Source organism: Kribbella lupini (assembly GCF_039529595.1).
GTDB lineage: Bacteria > Actinomycetota > Actinomycetes > Propionibacteriales > Kribbellaceae > Kribbella > Kribbella lupini.
The window spans coordinates 2,181,922-2,196,567 of sequence record NZ_BAAANC010000002.1 but is presented as its reverse complement, the minus strand read 5'-3'; the positions used below and the strand labels follow the sequence as shown (position 1 = coordinate 2,196,567).

General features: G+C 71.0%; 12 protein-coding genes. 6 read left to right on the top strand and 6 right to left on the bottom strand.

Annotated features, from left to right (window positions below; all coding sequences use genetic code 11):
* Nucleotides 1-59 precede the first annotated feature (59 nt).
* Entirely contained in the window at nt 60-1,733 is a 1,674-nt protein-coding gene (locus ABD235_RS23795) for an FAD-binding oxidoreductase (protein WP_344177670.1), read from the top strand.
* Here the strand turns inward: ABD235_RS23795 and ABD235_RS23790 are convergent, their stop codons facing one another.
* Entirely contained in the window at nt 1,734-3,974 is a 2,241-nt protein-coding gene (locus ABD235_RS23790) for an outer membrane protein assembly factor BamB family protein (protein ID WP_425553164.1), read from the bottom strand.
* Nucleotides 3,975-4,068: 94 nt separating this feature from the next.
* Between ABD235_RS23790 and ABD235_RS23785 the strand changes: the two genes are divergently transcribed.
* The 3 genes from ABD235_RS23785 to ABD235_RS23775 are packed head-to-tail and all read left to right on the top strand — an operon-like array spanning nt 4,069 to nt 8,034.
* Entirely contained in the window at nt 4,069-6,255 is a 2,187-nt protein-coding gene (locus tag ABD235_RS23785; protein ID WP_344177666.1) for a discoidin domain-containing protein, read from the top strand.
* A 34-nt stretch (nt 6,256-6,289) separates the two neighbouring features.
* Nucleotides 6,290-7,006 (top strand): SDR family NAD(P)-dependent oxidoreductase, encoded by a 717-nt coding sequence (locus ABD235_RS23780; protein ID WP_344177664.1) that lies wholly within the window; start codon nt 6,290-6,292, stop codon nt 7,004-7,006.
* A complete protein-coding gene (locus ABD235_RS23775) occupies nt 7,003-8,034 on the top strand; it encodes an S-adenosylmethionine:tRNA ribosyltransferase-isomerase (protein ID WP_344177661.1) in 1,032 nt (343 codons plus the stop codon). The genes ABD235_RS23780 and ABD235_RS23775 overlap by 4 nt, the downstream gene beginning before the upstream one ends.
* Nucleotides 8,035-8,058: 24 nt before the next feature.
* On the opposite strand, the gene ABD235_RS23770 is transcribed toward ABD235_RS23775, so the two are convergent.
* From ABD235_RS23770 to ABD235_RS23755, 4 genes are all read right to left on the bottom strand, one after another.
* Nucleotides 8,059-8,196 (bottom strand): hypothetical protein, encoded by a 138-nt coding sequence (locus ABD235_RS23770; RefSeq protein ID WP_344177659.1) that lies wholly within the window; start codon nt 8,194-8,196, stop codon nt 8,059-8,061.
* Between the two features lie 175 nt (nt 8,197-8,371).
* On the bottom strand, nt 8,372-9,136 hold the full coding sequence (locus ABD235_RS23765) for a sugar phosphate isomerase/epimerase family protein (protein ID WP_344177657.1): 765 nt from the start codon (nt 9,134-9,136) through the stop codon (nt 8,372-8,374).
* Between the two features lie 102 nt (nt 9,137-9,238).
* Complete coding sequence (locus tag ABD235_RS23760; protein ID WP_344177655.1) at nt 9,239-11,392, bottom strand: DUF4328 domain-containing protein; 2,154 nt, start codon at nt 11,390-11,392, stop codon at nt 9,239-9,241.
* 205 nt (nt 11,393-11,597) lie between these two features.
* Nucleotides 11,598-12,419, bottom strand: coding sequence for a DUF4328 domain-containing protein (locus tag ABD235_RS23755; RefSeq protein ID WP_344177652.1), 822 nt, complete (start codon nt 12,417-12,419; stop codon nt 11,598-11,600).
* A gap of 171 nt (nt 12,420-12,590) precedes the next feature.
* On the opposite strand from ABD235_RS23755, the gene ABD235_RS23750 reads away from it, so the two are divergent.
* Together ABD235_RS23750 and ABD235_RS23745 are read left to right on the top strand one after the other, a co-directional pair.
* Entirely contained in the window at nt 12,591-13,073 is a 483-nt protein-coding gene (locus tag ABD235_RS23750) for a methylated-DNA--[protein]-cysteine S-methyltransferase (RefSeq protein WP_344177650.1), read from the top strand.
* Nucleotides 13,074-13,250: 177 nt separating this feature from the next.
* Nucleotides 13,251-13,580 (top strand): hypothetical protein, encoded by a 330-nt coding sequence (locus tag ABD235_RS23745; protein WP_344177647.1) that lies wholly within the window; start codon nt 13,251-13,253, stop codon nt 13,578-13,580.
* A gap of 58 nt (nt 13,581-13,638) precedes the next feature.
* On the opposite strand, the gene ABD235_RS23740 is transcribed toward ABD235_RS23745, so the two are convergent.
* Nucleotides 13,639-14,409, bottom strand: coding sequence for a DUF5324 family protein (locus ABD235_RS23740; RefSeq protein ID WP_344177645.1), 771 nt, complete (start codon nt 14,407-14,409; stop codon nt 13,639-13,641).
* Nucleotides 14,410-14,646: the final 237 nt, after the last annotated feature.

Sequence of the window (14,646 nt, the reverse complement as noted above, 5' to 3'; positions counted from 1 at the left end):
GTCGAAGGTGCCGGAACAGTCGGACGGTACCTCCCGAACCCACCGATGGGGAGTGCCGAATGACCGAGTCCGACCTGCCGGTGGTGCAACTCACGCCCGGCCGCTGGGGCGACCCGGCCCAGACGGTAGAGGTCCCGGAGGCGGCCCTCGCCGCGCTGAAGCACCTGGGAGTACGACGCCGCGGGGTGGTGGAGGGGAAAGAGGAGCCTGGCGCCCCCGACGCCAGCGCCGGCGCGGCGGAGCCGGGAGCGGCCCGCGCCGTGAAGCCGGGATCGGCCCGCGAAGTGAAGCCGGGATCGGCCCGCGAAGTGGAGCCAGGGTCGGCCCGCGCGGTGGAGCGGCTGGCGGAGCTGCTCGGCAGCGAGTGGGTGTCGGTCGACGGCGACGTGCGCTGGGCGCACACCCGCGGCTACTCGACTCCTGATCTGCTGCGGTTCCGGGCCGGCGACACGACCGGGATGCCGGCGGCCGTGGTCTTCCCGGGGTCGCACGAGGACGTGCTGGCGGTGCTCGCGGCGTGCTCGGAGCTGGGGGTCGCGGTCGTGCCGTACGCGGGCGGGACCTCGGTCGTGGGCGGGCTGGCGCCGGACGGCGAGTTCGTCGCGGTGGATCTTCGGCGGCTCGACCAGGTCGGTGAGCTCGACGAGATCTCGCGGACCGTGCGGCTGGGGGCCGGCCTGCGAGGGACCGCGGCCGAGGCGGCGTTGAAGCCGATGGGCTACACGCTGGGACACTTCCCGCAGTCGTACGAGGGCGCCTCGATCGGTGGGTACGCGGCGACGCGGTCGAGCGGGCAGTCGTCGGCCGGGTACGGGCGGTTCGACCAGATGGTGGTCGGGATGACGGTGGCGACGCCGCGCGGGACGGTCGAGCTCGGGCGGGCGCCGATGTCCGCGGCCGGCCCCGATCTGCGGCAGCTGTGGCTCGGGTCGGAGGGCGCGCTCGGGATCATCACGTCGGTGGTGGTGCGGATCCGGCCGCGTCCGGCCGAGCGGTTCTTCGAGGGGTGGCGGTTCGGGAGCTTCGCGCAGGGGCTGGACGCGATTCGCCGGCTCGCGCAGGACGGGCCGTTGCCGACGGTGTTGCGGCTGTCCGACGAGGCCGAGACCGCGGTGAACCTGGCCGATCCCGAGGTGCTCGGTGGCGCGAGCGGCGTCCAGGCGATCGTCGGGTTCGAGGGCACGGCGACCGCCGTACGGCGTGCTGCCGTGGCCGAGGTGCTCGCCGACGCGGGCGGTGAGCCGTTGGGTGAGGAAGCGGGTGAGACCTGGCGCAAGGGCCGGTACCGCGCGCCGTACCTGCGCGACCCGCTGCTCGACGAGGGCGCGCTGGTCGAGACCTTGGAGACGGCCGGGTTCTGGTCGAAGCTGCCCGAGCTCAAGGCGGCGGTGACCGATGCGCTGGTCAAGTCGCTCGGTGATCAGGGGACGCCGCCGCTGGTGCTCTGCCATGTCTCGCACGTGTACGAGACGGGTGCGTCGCTCTACTTCACCGTCGTCTGTGCACAGGCCGAGGACCCGGTCGCCCAGTGGCGGCAGGCGAAGACCGCAGCCAGTACGGCGATCGGCGCGGCCGGTGGAACGATCACGCACCACCACGGCGTCGGGACCGACCACCGCGACGCGTACGCCGCCGAGATCGGCCCGCTGGCGATCGAGAGTCTCCAGGCGGTGAAGCGCGTGGTCGACCCGGAGAACATCCTCAGTCCGGGGATCCTGCTTCCGGAGGCGTAGCTACCGCAGGGCGATGATCGTGTCCGGGCCCGAGACCAGCACCTGGTTGCCGATCGTCTGGAGGCCGCGGGCGCAGACCACGTCCTCCGGGAGCGTCACCTGCCGCTGCCCGGACTCGCTGAGCACGGTCAGCACGCAGTCGCCCCTGGCGTCCGTGAGCGACACCACCCGGCCGTCGGCGGTGATCTTCGAGCGGATGCCGAACTGTGCCGTGACTGTGCGCTGCCAGGCCATCCGGCCGGTCTCGCCGTCCAGCACCGTCGCCACGACCGCGGTCCGCTGGGCCGCCTTGGAGGGGCAGTCCAGCAGCACGACCTGCCGGCCGGCCCGCGCGAGCCGGCTGCCGCAGGCCCACGCCTCGGGCACGTCCCAGCGCCACTTGACCTCACCGGTCCGAGCCTCGACACCGGTCACCGTGTGCTGTCCCTCGGACGGCGACTCCAGACCGATGAGCAGGCCGTCGATCGTCAGCTGGTCGCCGTCGGACCACTGGTTCGAACGCCTCCACAGCTCCTTGCCGGTCTTCAGGTCGAGCCCTACCGCCTCGTCGGGTTGCTTCCCGCAGCTGTGGTTGAGGAACGCCACCGCGGTGTCCGTGGTCGCCGCGGCGCTGATGGTGGTGCAGCGGCCCGGCTCGAAGGTCCAGCGCGTCCCGCCCTTCTCGTTCACGCCGCGCAGCTTGTCCGAGCCCTTGGAGACCTGCTCCCCGGTCAGCAGCGGGTCGGCGTACTCGAGGGTGTTGTCCCGGTCGCGCGGCCACCGGCCGGGGGCGCGACGACCCGTCGAAGCGTCGAGCAGCAGGTAGCCGAGTCGATCGAAGTTCACGAGCAGGAGCCGCCCGTCGCCGGTGGCCGCCAGCTTGGGACGCACGTCCACGTCGGACCGGGTGTGCTTCCAGCGCACCTCGCCGGTCGCGGGATCGAGCATCTCGATCGTGCCGGTCTGCCGCGAGATCGCGATGCCGTACCGGGTGGCGACCGCCGTACTGACCGCCTCCGCCCGGAGCGACGTGCTCGGGCTGACCCACGCGATCCGGCCGTCCAGCTCGGACCGGGGTGCCGGGGCTTCGCTGCCGGCCGAACCGGTGATGCGTTCGTTCGACTGCAGCAGATAGCTCCGGCCGACCGGTTCGGCGACGAAGACAGCGAGGAGGACGATCACCACCGCGGCAGCGACGCCCGCGAGCACCGGGCCTCGGTCGGCCGTCGGGACCGGACCGCCCAGCGACGCCGACACGAACGCTGCGATCCCGCTCAGCACGAGCAGGGTCAGCGCGAAAACCACCAGCGGCACCCGGCCACCAGGACCGTTGGACGGCGTCGTGGCCGGGATGCGCAGCACCGCGATCAGCAGTGCCACGGCAGCGGCCGCGGTCACCGCGCCGGTGACCACCTTGGCCGGGCGGCCGTTCCTCCGGGCGAAGCGGTAGAGCAACGGGATCGTGCCGAGCGCGACCACGCAGAGCAGCACCGGCAGCCCGGGGGGACCTGAGTTCGTCCGCGCGGAAGCCTCCCACGGAATGTCGAGCGCCCCGAAGCTCGCGAGGGCGGCGAGCAGCGGACCGATCAGCACGACACCGATCAGCGCCGCCCGCTGCCAGCCACGCCAAGGCGCCGGGATCTCCCCGTCCAGTACGGCGAACTCGCGCTTCAGGTTGGCCCGAGCCTTGACGTCGAAGCGGTCCCGGGCGAGCTGCGTCCGGTAGATCGGCCGCTCGAGGAGGGCGCCGACCAGTGCGTGCCGCTGCTTGACCGTCGTACCGCGGTCGTCGCTGTCGCGGCGGAGCTCGGCCGCCTGGACGGCGTACTCGGGGTCGGCCATCGTCGCGTTGACGGCGTCGAGCAGGACGTCGGCGTTCGGGTCGGGAGCGCTGTCCGGGTCGACCGGAGGCCGCGCACCGGTGAGCAGGACCAAGCGTGCGACTTCGGCGGTGCGCGCCGCGGTCACGCCGTACGCCGGAAGCTTCTCGGCGGCCAGCTCGGCGGATGCCTCCGCGTCGGCGACCGTGTGATCCCCCGGCGTGTGGACGGCCTGGTGGAACCACGCGGCGAGGTAGACGGCCGTCGGGTCGGCGCTGAGCTGGTCCAGCGTCCCGAGCGCGTCCAGAACCCGCTGGAGGTACTGATCGCGGAAGGCCTTCCGGCCAGGTGCGCAGTACCGCTCGACCAGGTCGTCGGCCAGTTCGGCCGCACCCGGGATGAGGTCGTTCCACCGCTCGCGTAGCCCCGTCACCCGCGACATAGTGACAGCTCACCGTGTCTGTAGGTATTTTGCGTAAAAGCGTCAAAATATTTGAACAAAAATCCTTCTCCTTACCGCCCCAAGGAAGGTGCCCATGTCCGCCCCCAGACATATCGCCACGCTCGCTGTCGCCACGACGGCTCTGGCCGGCCTCGGCCTGTCGCCCGCGGCCGCCGCCCCGACCGCCGTCCAGGCCGTCGGCGCCACACTCCCCTTCACCATCGTCGAGGCCGAGAGCTCGGCCACCAACGGCACCAGGATCGGCCCGAGCTACGCGCAGGGCACGCTCGCCGCCGAGGCCTCGAACCGGCAGGCCGTCACGCTCAACGGCGGCCAGTACGTCGAGTTCACCGCGCCCGCCACCACCAACGCGATCACCGTCGCGTACGCCGTTCCGGATGGCCGGTCCGGCACTCTGTCGGTCTACGTGGACGGCCAGAAGCTGTCCCAGCAGCTCGCCGTCACCTCGAAGTACAGCTACGTCGACACCAGCTGGATCGCCGGTTCGCGGACCCACAAGCTCTACGACCACGCGCGGCTCCAGCTCGGCCGGACCGTGAACGCCGGGGCGAAGATCAAGCTGCAGGTCGACGGCGAGAACACCGCCGGCCCGTACACGATCGACGACGTCGAGCTCGAGAACGTGGCCGGCCCCGCCGGTCAGCCTGGTGGCTCGATCTCGATCACCGACCGCGGCGCCGACCCGAACGGCGCCAACGACTCGACCGGTGCGATCCAGCAGGCGATCGACGCGGCCCGCGGCTCCGGCGGCGTGGTCTGGATCCCGCCGGGCCGGTTCAAGGTCGGCGGCACGATCAACCCCGACGGCGTCACGATCCGCGGCGCCGGGCGCTGGCACTCGGTGCTGCTCAGCCATCACCTGATCGACCGCCCGAACGGCGGCGGCAACGTGCGGCTGCACGACTTCGCGGTGATCGGCGAGGTGACCGAACGCAACGACTACTCGCCGGACAACTTCGTCAACGGCAGCCTCGGCCCGAACTCGGTGGTCTCCGGGCTCTGGCTGCAGCACCTCAAGGTCGGGCTCTGGCTGACCGGCAACAACGACAACCTGGTGGTCGAGAACAACCGGTTCTACGACATGACCGCCGACGGGCTGAACCTGAACGGCACCGCGAACAACGCGCAGATCCGGAACAACTACCTGCGCAACCAGGGCGACGACGCGCTCGCGGCCTGGTCGCTGAACGCGGCCAACCGCGGCTCCACCTTCGCCAACAACACGATCGTGCAGCCGAACCTGGCGAACGGCATCGCGATCTACGGCGGCACCGACATGACGGTCCGGGACAACCTGATCGCCGACACCAACGCGCTCGGCGGCGGCATCGCGATCTCGAACCAGTCCTTCGGGTCACCGTTCTTCCCGCTGGCGGGAACGATCACCGTCTCCGGCAACACGCTGATCCGGACCGGCGCAATGAACCCGAACTGGGGCCAGAACCACCCGCACGGCGCGATCCGCGTGGACGCGTACGACAGCCAGATCAACGCGCAGGTCCGGCTGACGAACAACCGGTTGGTGGCCAGCCCGTGGTCGGCGTACCAGTTCGTCGACGGTGGTGGCGCCGGGCGGCCGGTGCAGAACGTGACGGTGGACGGCGGTTCGATCGAGGGCGCCGGGACGTTCGCGTTCCAGGCCGAGACGACCGGGTCGGCATCGATCAGCAACGTGCGGGCCAGCGGAGTCGGCCGGGCCGGCGTGTACAACTGCGCGTACCCCGGCGGCACCTTCGCGCTGAACCGCGGTTCCGGCAACAGCGGCTGGGACTCGACGTGGAGCGGCTGCACCTGGGTCGAGCCCGGCACAGGTGGCGGTACCGATCCCGGTACGCCGACCGGAAACCTTGCCGCAGGCAAGCAGGTGACGGCGACCAGCCAGGTGCAGAACTACGCGCCGGCCAACACGGTCGACGGAAACCCTAACAGCTACTGGGAAAGCGCGAACAACGCGTGGCCGCAGTCGATCACCGTCGACCTCGGCAGCAACCAGACCGTCAAGCGGCTGGTGCTGAAGCTCCCGCCGAGCTCGGCCTGGGGCGCTCGGACTCAGACCGTCGCGGTGCTCGGCAGCACGAACAACTCGTCGTACACGCAGCTCGCCGGCGCGGCGGGCCGGAACTTCGACCCGGGTTCCGGCAACACCGCCACGATCACGCTGCCGAGCGCGGTCAGCACGCGGTACGTGCGGCTCACCATCACGGGCAACACCGGCTGGCCGGCGGGGCAGTTGTCGGAGTACGAGATCTACAGCTCTTGACCTCAAGTTCACTTGAGGTAACACAGTAACCGGCATGAATCCTTCACAGAATCGTCCTGTTGCTGTGGTCACCGGAGCGTCGGCCGGTCTCGGGCTGGCGCTCGCGCGGGGGCTCGCCGAGCGTGGATGGTCGCTGATCATCGACGCTCGGGGAGCCGACGCGCTGAAGGACGCGGCCGACGACCTCGCCGCCAAGGCCGACGTCGTCCCGCTGGCCGGCGACGTCACCGACGCCGAGCACCGCGCCGAGCTGGTCGACGCGGTCGGCGAGCTCGGCCGGTTAGATCTGCTGGTCAACAACGCGAGCTACCTCGGGCCGAGCCCGTTGCAGCGGCTCGCCGGCGCCGATCTCGACGAGCTGCGCCGGGTGTACGAGGTCGACGTGATCGCGCCGATCGCGCTGGCCCAGGCGCTGATTCCCGAACTGGGCAAGGCCAACGGGATCGTGCTGAACATCAGCTCCGACGCCGCCGTCGAAGCCTACGAAGGTTGGGGCGGCTACGGATCGGCGAAGGCGGCGCTCGATCACGCGAGCGCCGTGCTCGCGGCCGAGCATCCCGAGCTCGCCGTGTACGCCGTGGATCCGGGCGACCTGCGGACCGCGATGCACCAGGCGGCCTTCCCGGGGGAGGACATTTCGGACCGGCCCGAGCCGGCGGCCGTCGTACCGGCTCTGCTGGCGCTCCTGGACAGCAGGCCGGCCAGCGGTCGCTACCGGGCCTCGGAGTTCGCACCGGCGGTGGCCTCGTGAAAGTCCACCCCCACACGAGATTCACGCTGCCGGACGAGCTGAACGCGGTCGAGCCGCCGGAGGCCCGTGGACTCGCACGGGACCAGGTGAAGCTGCTGGTCGCGGAGGGGTCGACCGTGCAGCACACCCGGTTCGACCGGATCGGCGAGCACCTGCGGCCGGGCGACCTGCTGCTGGTGAACACCTCCGGCACGCTGGCCGCCGCTGTCGACGGCTCGTGGATCACGGGATCGGGCGTCGCGCCTGTCGTGGTGCACTTCTCAACCGCACTGGACGACGGCACGTGGGTGATCGAGCTTCGCAGTGGCGGCTCACCGATGCTCGGTGGCGCGACCGGTGACCGGGTGGAGCTGCCGGACGGCGTACTGACGTTGCTGGCGCCGTACCAGGAAGGCTCGACGAGGCTGTGGCGAGCAGAGCCGCCGGCTGCTGACGTGGTCGAGTACCTGCGCAAGTACGGGCGGGCGATCACCTACAAGTACGTCGATCGGCAGTGGCCGCTCGCGCTCTACCAGACCGTGTTCGCCAACCAGCCTGGTTCGGCGGAGATGCCCAGCGCCGGCAGGCCTTTCAGCTTCGAGCTGGTCAGTCAGCTGGCGGCGGCCGGCGTACTGATCGCGCCGATCCTGTTGCACTGTGGGGTTTCGTCGCTGGAGAGCCACGAGCCGCCACTGCCCGAGCGGTACGCCGTACCGGAGCACACCGCGCGGTTGGTCAACTGGGTCAAGGCGAACGGCGGCCGGGTGATCGCCGTCGGCACCACTGCGGTCCGCGCGATCGAGACGAGTGCGCTGCCGAGCGGAGCGGTGCTGGCGTCGAGTGGCTGGACCGATCTGGTCCTCGGACCCGACCGGCCCGCGGCGGTCGTCGACGGGCTGATCACCGGCATGCACGCGCCGGAGGCGTCGCACCTGCTCCTGCTGGAGTCCGTCGTCGGAGGCGCTGTCGTGCAGCAGGCGTACGACGCGGCGCTGCGGCAGCACTACCTGTGGCACGAGTTCGGAGACGTGTGCCTGATGCTGCGCTGACCGGGCCTGGTCGGCCCGGTCCGCTCAGCTCGTCTCCGCCTCGACCGGCACCGTGATCTCCTCGGGCTGGCCGACCTCGGCCAGGTCCGCCGGACCTTCCGTAGCCGGCGGTCCGCCCTCGTTGCCCGGCCGGGCCCGCTTGTCGACGGCTCGCGGACTCATCCGACCCACCACCGCACGCTGGTAGCACCCATCGCGACTGTCCTTACCTGCAAGGTCCCCCGTCGGGACTTCACTCGTTTGACGAACCAACAGTGCCCGTCGTCATGCGCCGAGGCCGAACCGAATCACAATTGTGGCCTAGGCCATTTAGTTCGATCTTGAACCGCCGTAGCGGTCAGCGGCCGATCCAGGCCAGCGTCGCGGGCAGGGCCTCGGACAGCGGCGGCAGATCGGGGTGCCACTTGAGCTCCCACTCCAGCGAGAGCGGGTAGTCCGTGCCGTCGAGGGCGGCCAGCAGATCGGCGATCGGGTAGTCGCCCGCGCCCATCGCGACCGGCTTGTACTCGCGCTGCGAGTCGTGGTCCTTGATCTGGACGAACTCGAGCCACGGCCGCAGCAGCTCGAGCGACTCGGCCGGCGTCTCGCCGGTCCGCCGGGTGTGCGCGGCGTCCCAGATCACCTTCGCGTTGTGGCTCGGAACCTCGCGATCGAGCAGCGCGCAGAAGGCGGCGATGCTGCGGCCGGACGAGTGCGTGTCGTGGGTCTCCAGCAGCACGCTCACCTCGGTCGGCGACTGCGCGACCCGGTCCATCGCCCGCAGCTCGCCCGGCGTCGGCTCACCGGTGGCGTCCGGGTCGTCGCGCATGAACACGCGAACGCCGCGGGCGCCGAGGTCGTGCGCCAGCTCGAGATGCTCGGCGAGCGGCTGCTCCTCGACGCCGCACAGGTGCACGTAGCTGTCGACCGCGAGGATCTCCAGCCCGGCGTCCTCGATCCGGCCGCGCAGCGTCCGCCGTTCGGCCGGGGTCAGTCCGACGTGCGTGAACTCGTCGTCGGCGGCCCGCAGCTCCAGGCCGGTGATCTTGTGGGCGTGGGCGAGTTCCAGGACGGTGTCGAGCGGTGCGCCGGCGCAGCCGAGTGTGGAGAAGGCCAAGGTCATGTCGCCCGAGTTTACCGTGCAAACGCTTTCCGTACAGGGCGTAAAAGAGGCCTGATCCCAGGGGGGCGGGGATCAGGCCTCTTCGGGAGGGCCGGGGCTGGATCAGGTCCAGCGGCGGCGGGGGTGCGTCCTGGGAGCGGTGTGCTCGCCGGTGTCCTCCTCCGCCGGGGCGGAGGGTGCCGGGTCGGCTGCCGGCGGCTCGGCGGGCTCGTACGAGTACGGCGCCTGCTGGTACTGCGGCTCGGTCGGCTGGGAGTACCCGGTCGCGCTGTAGTCCGTCGACGAGTAGTTGCCGTTGTCGTAGGACTCGGGCGCGTAGTTCGGGCTGTAGTCGTAGCTGGTGTCCGAGTAGCCGCTCTGCGACGAGCTCGGCGCGCTGTAGGAGTCGTAGGTCGAGCTGTACGACTCGTACGACGGCTCGGCCGGCTGCTGCGGCGCGTACGACGAGCTGTAGTCGGAGTAGGTCGACTCGGTGTACGACGAGCTGTAGTCCGGGGTGTACGCCGTCTCGTAGCTCGACGGGACCGCCGGGGCGTCGTACGCCGCGTAGGTCGGCTCCGGCGCGTAGGTCGGCTCGGGGGTGTAGGCGGCCGGCTCCGGCGTGTACGTCGGCTCCGGCCCGTACGACGGCACCGGGGGCAGCGGCTTCGACGGCGTGAGGTAGTCGTCGTCGGCCGTCGGGAAGCTCGGCTCCTGGTAGCCGGCCGCGGCCGGCTGGACCGTCGACGGGCTGTCCACCGCGACCCGAGCGGCCCGGCGGCCTGCGCGCGCAACAGGTGCAGGCTCGGGCTCCGGCTCGGGTGCGGGGATCGGTGCCGACGACGTCAGGTAGTCGGACGTCGGCTCGTAGTCGTAGCCCTGCGAGTACGTCGACGACCAGGACGGCTCCGGCTCGGCGACCGGGGTCGGCTCGGGCTGGTACGCGTACGGGTCGGGCTGCGCGGCGGTCAGCGACGGCGGGGCGACCGTCTCGGCCTGCCAGCTCGGCAGCGGGGCCGACAGCAGGTCGTCCTCGGTCGAGGTGGAGCCGTAGCTGCCGGTGCTCGCCCAGCTCGGCGCCTCCAGACCCGAAGCGGTCTGCTGGTACGCCGGGGTGGCCTCCTCGACCGGGCCCGGCGCGTCCCGCCAGGTCTCGATCGGACTGAACTGCTCGGTGGCCGGTCCGGCGTCCTGCCAGCTCTCCGCCACCGGCGCGAACGGGCTCCAGGCCGGAGCCTCGTCCTCGGTGGGTGCGGCGGCGGCAGGCGCGAACGGCGAGCCGACGGCGCCGCCGCTCACCGCCTCGGCGGCCAGTCCACCGGCCGCGGGTGCGCCGAACGGGTTCGCGCCGGCGGATCCACCGCCGAAGGTCGTCTCGTTGGCGTACTGGTTCGGGGGCTGCTGGTTGTAGCCGGTCCGGCGTTCCGGGGAGCGCTCGAGCCGCAGCGCCGGGGCGGTCGCGATCGGCTCGGCGATCGGCTGCTGCTCGGAGGTGTCGTCGTCGGCGTACGTCGGGACGGCGGTCAGCTTCGGCTCGCGCTGGTCCCACCACGGGACCCACTCGCGGCTGGTCTGCATCGCGTTGATCTTGCGGATCACCATCATCGCGCCGACGGCGGCCGCGCCGGTCAGCAGCAGCGAGGCCGAGCCGGCCAGCGCGATGCCGAGCAGGGTGCCCTCGGTCGGGCTCATCCACATCAGGAAGCGGCGGACCACCACGTCGAACGCGAGCGCGCCGACCCAGGTGATCCACCACACCTGGGTCAGGAGCGGCGGCCTGAATCGGCGCAGGTCGTCGGCGTACACGGGAGTCTTCGGATCGCTGGCCAGCCAGACGTCGTCGACGATCTGCTTGGGGTACCAGAGATTGGGGCCGGGGCAGAACCAGCTGGCCAGCACCCAGCCGTGGCTGCGGCGGTGGTCGGCCTGGCAGAACACCTCGGAGTTGACCCGCGCGCGCCACAGCCAGATCACGAAGACCACGGCGGCCGCGACCGAGACGATCACGTTCGGGATCGAGGTGAGCCGGGCGATCGTGTCGGCCCGGTTCAGGATCGCCATGTCGACGTCCGCGCCGTCGCCGAGGAACTGGCTGACCGCGTTGTAGGTGTTCCAGTCCGACCACGTGACCACCAGGTGGGTCAGCGTGGAGGCGAACAGCAGTCCGGTCGCGATCTTGCCGACGGGACCGACCTGCTGGAACTCCTCAGCAGCGTGTGGCTGCCACTCGTCGTGGTTTTCGACAGCGGAAAAGACCGCCGTTTGCGGGTGGCTCACGTCGTGCGTCCCTCGCGTTGCTGGAACTCCGTCTGTTCGGCGTCTCGGTCGAATCCTGCCCCCGCGTGACCGAGCCCCATTGATACCACGAAGTAAGTACTCGTGTGGAGTCGAGCCCAGCACGGAGGGTATCGACTTAACGAGTTCTTTTCCTACGCCCATCACCTCTTGTAACGAGGCAGTGGACGGTCCGTGACGGGTTGCTTTACGGCGCAGGATTCGCGTGCGCCCACCAGGGCGTCCACGGCCGCTGGGTCTGCAGGTCGTTGATCCGCCGGATCAGGATCATCGCGAGCACCGCCGCGGCCGTCGTACTCACCGCGGAGACGGTCGACAGCCACGCGTTCTCGCGCAGCTCGCCGAGCTGCGGTGCGCCGTCGAGAACGCTGCGCTGCCCGACGTTGTCGAGCACCAGGCCGACCACCCAGGTCAGCCACCAGGCCCAGACCAGCCGGGTGCCGGGGATGCCGCGCAGAGTCGGCAGGTGCGGCGGGGTCCGCGGATCGCTGGCGGCGACGATGTCGTCGACGACCTGCTTGGGGTACCAGAGGTTGACCACCGGGACGATCCAGCCGCCGAGCACCCAGCCACGGGTGTAGCGGTGCTCGCCGCGGCAGAACATCTCGGCGTTCCAGCGGACCCGCCACAGCCAGACGATGAACACCACGGCCGAGGTGAACAGCGCGAGCGCGGCGATGATGCCGAACAGCCCGGAGATCAGGTCGGCGTCGTCCATCCGGTCCGGGTCGCCGGGGTACAGCCGCAGGGTGCGATAGGAGTTCCAGTCCGCCCAGGACGTCGCCCAGCTCATCACCGTGACCGCGCCGATCAGGACCGAGGCCGCCAGACCCATCGCGTGCTCGGAGGTGAACCACCGGTCGAGCGGCGGCGACGGCGGCCGCTTCGGCAGCAGGTGCGCGCCGCCGGCCTCCGGTACGCCGTACTGCGGGTACGTCGGCGGCGTGCTGGAGCGGTAGGTGCCCGGCAGGTACCGCGGGAGGTCGGAGCCAGGGGTCTGGTCGGTCACGGACAACCCCTCGCTGCCGGTCGGGAAGAGGGCGACTCAGAAATAGCACACACCGTGTGACGAAGCGAGGACATTGTGTGGCCGGTGTCACTCGCCGTGCCTATTCTGCCGCGTCCGCGGGCGCTCGTCGTCCCCGGCGAAACTGTCGGTGCGGAGGTGGAGGATGGGTGTATGCGCTGGTCCGTGATCGATTCGCCCATCGGTGACCTGTCCTTGGCCGTCGACGACACCGGGCTGTGCCGGGTCTCGTTCGGCGTGGTCGACGACATCGAGCCGGCCACCGTGCCCGACCCGCTGCTGGTCGAGACCCAGGAGCAGCTGAAGGCGTACTTCGCCGGCGAGCGGACCGACTTCGACCTGCCGCTGTCGGTGCGCGGCGGCTCGACCTTCGAGCGCGCGGTCTGGCAGCAGCTGCTGCGCATCCCGTACGGCGAGATGCAGACGTACGGCGACGTCGCCAAGGCCGTCGGCGACGCGGGGGCGGCCCGAGCCGTCGGCGTCGCCTGCAACCGCAACCCGCTGCCGCTGGTCGTGCCCTGCCACCGGGTGGTCGGTGCGGGCGGAAAGATGGTCGGTTTCGGCGGTGGGATCCCGCGCAAGCGGCACCTGCTGGAGCTCGAGGCCAGGGTCGCGTTCGAGAACCTCTGGAGCTGACCGGCGGCCCCGGCGAGAACCTGACGAAAGCCTTACCCGGCGGTACCGCCGGGCGGTGGCAGGAGTAGGCCTCGCAGCGGCTAGTGTCGCTGCGAGCGATCAGACTGACACGCTTCAGACAACCGTGCCAGCCTGGTCCGGTCGTGCCCCGCCCCGACCTCAGCCCGGAGACGATAGATGACCCAGTCCCCCGCCGATCCGCCGGTCACCGGCGACTCCCTCTCACCGGACCTGCACGCGTTGATGGACAAGAGTGCCGAGGAGTGGTCGGCGCCGGAGATCCAGAACGCGGCCCGGGAGGCGCTGCAGTTGCACGCCCCGGACCGGGAGCCGCTGACCAAGATGAAACGGTTCGGCGTCCTGCCCTGGATGCACCGCAACGACGCCGTCTGCCAGCACTGCGGCGCGACCTACCCGTGCATCACCCACCGGTACGCGACGCAGCTGCTGTCGGCCGGACGGATCTCGACCACGTCGGGCCGCGAAGAGCACGAGGACGAGGACTGACCCAGCACGAACGAAGGGCCACAGACGTGATGTCTGTGGCCCTTCGTGCGTGCGGTGGTCAGGAGTCGGTCGGCTTGGTGTCCGGCTTCCGCGCCGACGTGGTGGTCTTCTTCGCGGTCCCGTTCGACGACGCCTTCGGAGCCTCGTCCGCCTTCGCGTCCGCGGACTCCTCCTCGGTCTTGCCGTTCGAGGTGGCGGTCTCCGCCTTCGGCGCGGCCGGCTTGTCGGCGGCCGGCGTCGGGCGCGACGTCGTACCGGACGGGGCCGAGCTGTAGTCGCGGCCGCTGGTCGGGGTCGACTGCCAGGCCGGCTCCGGCGGGGTCAGCAGCTTGCGCACGGCAGCCGCCGCGAGCGCGCCGAACCCGAGCAGCAGCGCGAAGTTGCGCAGCTTGTGGCTCTTCTTCGGGACCTCGAGCTCGCCGCGCAGCGCGGCCTTGGTGGCCTTGCCCCGGCGCGACGTCTCCTCGACCACCGGCTCAGCGGCCGCGGCCAGCGCGGCCAGCGCGGCGGTCACCTTCGGCATCAGGTCGTCGTTGAGCCGCTCCCGCGCCTTCTCCGCCGCGTGCTCGGTGGCGGGTCCGACCTTGCTCAGCGCGTCGTCGATCACCGGCTGGGCCTTGCCCACCGCGGTGTGCGCGAGCGAGGCGCCGCGCTCGACGGCCTTCTCGGCGTACGGCGACACCTTCTCCCGTGCGGTGCCCACGGCCGGCCCGAGGTGATCGCGGACCTGGCCCGCGACCGGACCGACCTTCTGCGATGCCGACTCGGCGAACGGCCGGACCCGGTCCTTCGCGGTCTCGACCCGGCCCTTGGACTTCAACAAACCCACGGTTCCTCCTCGGTGGTCGCCCGCGCCACGGGCTCGGTCCGGCCCACTGACGGGTTGGGACGACCTGTACGGCTTCTGGACAAATCCGCCTGCATCTGCATCGTACGACGTACCCAGGCGATAAACCGGGCGCCCCGGCCACCTGGTCGCCGGCGATCGGCGAGCGGCGGGTCGGCAAACGTTGTCCACAGCCTGTGGACGGATCCGGGGCCCGGTTCCCGGCCGGTCGGTGGGTCC

Coding starts and splice junctions, on each gene's coding strand:
- ABD235_RS23795 (WP_344177670.1), top strand. CDS start 60: ATGACCGAGTCCGACCTGCCGGTGGTGCAACTCACGCCCGGCCGCTGG.
- ABD235_RS23790 (WP_425553164.1), bottom strand. CDS start 3,974: ATGTCGCGGGTGACGGGGCTACGCGAGCGGTGGAACGACCTCATCCCG.
- ABD235_RS23785 (WP_344177666.1), top strand. CDS start 4,069: ATGTCCGCCCCCAGACATATCGCCACGCTCGCTGTCGCCACGACGGCT.
- ABD235_RS23780 (WP_344177664.1), top strand. CDS start 6,290: ATGAATCCTTCACAGAATCGTCCTGTTGCTGTGGTCACCGGAGCGTCG.
- ABD235_RS23770 (WP_344177659.1), bottom strand. CDS start 8,196: ATGAGTCCGCGAGCCGTCGACAAGCGGGCCCGGCCGGGCAACGAGGGC.
- ABD235_RS23765 (WP_344177657.1), bottom strand. CDS start 9,136: ATGACCTTGGCCTTCTCCACACTCGGCTGCGCCGGCGCACCGCTCGAC.
- ABD235_RS23750 (WP_344177650.1), top strand. CDS start 12,591: ATGCGCTGGTCCGTGATCGATTCGCCCATCGGTGACCTGTCCTTGGCC.
- ABD235_RS23745 (WP_344177647.1), top strand. CDS start 13,251: ATGACCCAGTCCCCCGCCGATCCGCCGGTCACCGGCGACTCCCTCTCA.